2 protein-coding genes are annotated in these 2,672 nt (G+C 69.0%); both read right to left on the reverse strand.

From position 1 onward, the window contains the following. A partial coding sequence (locus ACFY0I_RS39920; protein WP_388904742.1) for a M23 family metallopeptidase occupies positions 1-649 on the reverse strand: 649 nt, incomplete at its 3' end. A 47-nt stretch (positions 650-696) separates the two neighbouring features. Continuing rightward, entirely contained in the window at positions 697-2,325 is a 1,629-nt protein-coding gene (locus tag ACFY0I_RS39925) for a family 43 glycosylhydrolase (protein WP_388904744.1), read from the reverse strand. Positions 2,326-2,672 lie beyond the last annotated feature (347 nt).

A 2,672-nucleotide genomic window follows, 5' to 3' on the forward strand; every position in this document is an offset into this window, starting at 1 on the left:
TCGTCCCGTTGCCGGACCACTGGAACACAGCGGAACGGTCCGGGGACTGGGCGAACAGGCTACTGCCGGCGGACACACCGCAGTTCGTGCTCGTCTCGTAGTGCTGGTTGTATTCCCATTTGACGGGAACGAGGCGCCCGTCGAAGGTGGTCTGCACGACGGAGCCGTTCAGCTTCTGCTCGTAGTGCAAGTGCGCCCCGGTGGTCCAGCTGCCGGTGTTGCCGACGGTGCCGATCTGCCGGCCCTGCTCCACGTCGTTGCCGACGGCGACATCGCGCCGGTCCAGGTGCAGGTACCGGGTCTGCCAGCCGTCGCCGTGGTCGATCACGATGAAGTTTCCGGCTTGGCTGTCGAACTGTGAGGTGACGACGCGCCCGCCCGCCGAGGCCAGAGCGGCTGTGCCCTGGGTGGTTCCACCGGCCGAGACCATGTCGAGCATGTACTGGCTCGCGTGTCCATCGTGCGTGGACGTCGTCCACCGTTGCCCGCACGGAATGGGAAGCTGGAACGGGGGCGTATTGGCGACCGCGGTGTCCGCCTCCGGGGCTGCCGAGGCCGAGGCCGCGGCCGGGGCGGCGGGCAGGAGGGCTGTGACCGGAGCGAGCAGCAGTGCTGCCGCCGCCAGGAAGCCGGCCCATCTGATCTTCATACGTCTCCTTGAGGCGAGGGTGCGATACGGGAGGGGTGGGGCGATCGCTAGTCGGTGACGATGCTTGCGGCGGACCCGCCGACCTTGGTCCATTGGAAGGTCGCCGACCCGGACCACTGGAAGACGCCGCTCTTGTCGGAGCTCAACCCGAAGAGCCGGTCACCGGCGACCGCGAAGGCGTTCCCGGGACCACCGACCTTGGACCAGTTGTCCGGTACGCCGCTGAACCTGTGGATGTCGCCGTTGGCGGGGCTGGTGGCGAAGAGCCCTGCGCCACCGCCGAAGAGGGTTCCGGCCGGTCCGCCGACCTTGACCCAGGTCGCGCCCGACCCGGTCCATTTCAGGACCGCACCACCGTTGGGCGACAGGCCGTACAGTGCCTCGTTGGTGACCGCGAAGGTCTTTCCGGGCCCGCCGACCTTGGTCCAGCTGTCCGGGGTGCCGTTGTACTTGAGGATGTCGCCCGTGGTTGGGCTGGTGGCGAACAGGCCACCGCCCCCTGCGTACAGCGTGCCTGCCGGTCCGCCGATCCTCGTCCAGGTGGTTCCTGATCCGGTCCACCGGAAGACGGCCTTCCTGTCCGGGCCGAGCCCGTACAGCGTGCCGTCGGTGACGACGAACTGGGCCCCGGGTCCACCGACCTTGGTCCACCTGTCCGGGGTGCCGCTGTATTTGAGGATGTCGCCGGTGGTTGGGCTGGTGGCGAACAGGCCACCGTCACCGCCGATCAGTGTGCCTGCCGGTCCGCCGATCCTGGTCCAGGAGGTTCCGCCCGTCCGCTGGTGGACGGCGCTCTTGTCGGGGCTCAGCGCGTACAGATGGTGCGGGGCGTAGGGCCGTGCCCGCCACGTGAGCGGAGCCAGGTCCACTCCGCCCGTGCCCCAGCCCGCGCTGCTCAGCCATTGGCTCCCGTCGTGGTCCGTGACGACCTCGGCGGCGTGGGACGGCAGGCGGCCCACTTGGCCGGTGGCCGGGAAGTGCAGCGGATCGGAGCCGGCGTATACCTCGGCCCCGACGTAATCGGCCGTTGCGGAGCCGCCGATGAACAGGTACCAGAGGCCGTTGCGCTGCATCACGTACGGCGATTCGGTCCAGCCGTCGCCGAGGGCGGTGAACGCGGTCTTGCGCGGGCTCCAGGTGATCAGGTCCGGACTCGTCCGGTACGCGACGATACTGCGTCCCCCGGTGGCCGTCTCCGTGGCGGTGTAGTACATCACCCACTGGGAACCGACCCGGGTGACCATCGGATCGCGTGCTTCTTGTCCGTCACGGAACAGTGGCCCTCCGGGCCGCCGTTCCCAGTGGATCAGGTCGGTGGAGGTGGCCAGGTTGATCTGGCTCCTGGACGGGTCGCCGATGGTTTGCCCGCCCGCGTAGAACATGTAGTACGTGGAGCCGGAGCGGATGACGTGCGGTGCCCACAGGTGCGACTCTCCGTAGGAGGGGTCGACCGTCAGGGCCATGGGTTGCTTGGTCCACGGCCCGCGCGGGCTGGGTGCCGTGGCGTGTGCGAACGAGTCCTCGTTCTCCGGGTCGGCCGGTTCGGCGTGGGTGATGCCGAACAAGTGCCAGGTCCCGGTGACCTCGTCACGGATGAAGGTGTGGTCGTTGATGTACCAGGACTGTGACTCCCCGGCGCCGGGGTTGTAGACGCGGACGAAGTCTCCAGTGGTCACGGAGCCGGCGTTCGCCGAGGCGGTGTTCGCGGGGGCGCTGTTCGCGGAGGCGGTGGAGGAGAGACGGTCAGGTGCCGGGGCGGCGACGGCGGGGAGTACCCCGAGTGAGACCGCGACCAAGGCAGCGGCAGCCAGGGTGATGCGTGATAACACGTGGCTCCAGAGAGAAGAGCGGACGGGCCCGGCCCAGGAAGCCCGGGCCCGTCCGCTGATGACGTCGCCGACTACCGGCCCGCGATGAAGGAGGCGGGGCCGCCGACTTTGTTCCAGGTGGTGCCGTTGCCGGTCCATTGGAAGATGGCGCTGCCGTCGGGGGAGAGGCCGAAGAGGCCGTTGCCGGTGACGGC

Origin of the sequence: Streptomyces sp. NPDC001568 (assembly GCF_042893755.1) — a bacterium.
Taxonomy (GTDB): domain Bacteria; phylum Actinomycetota; class Actinomycetes; order Streptomycetales; family Streptomycetaceae; genus Streptomyces.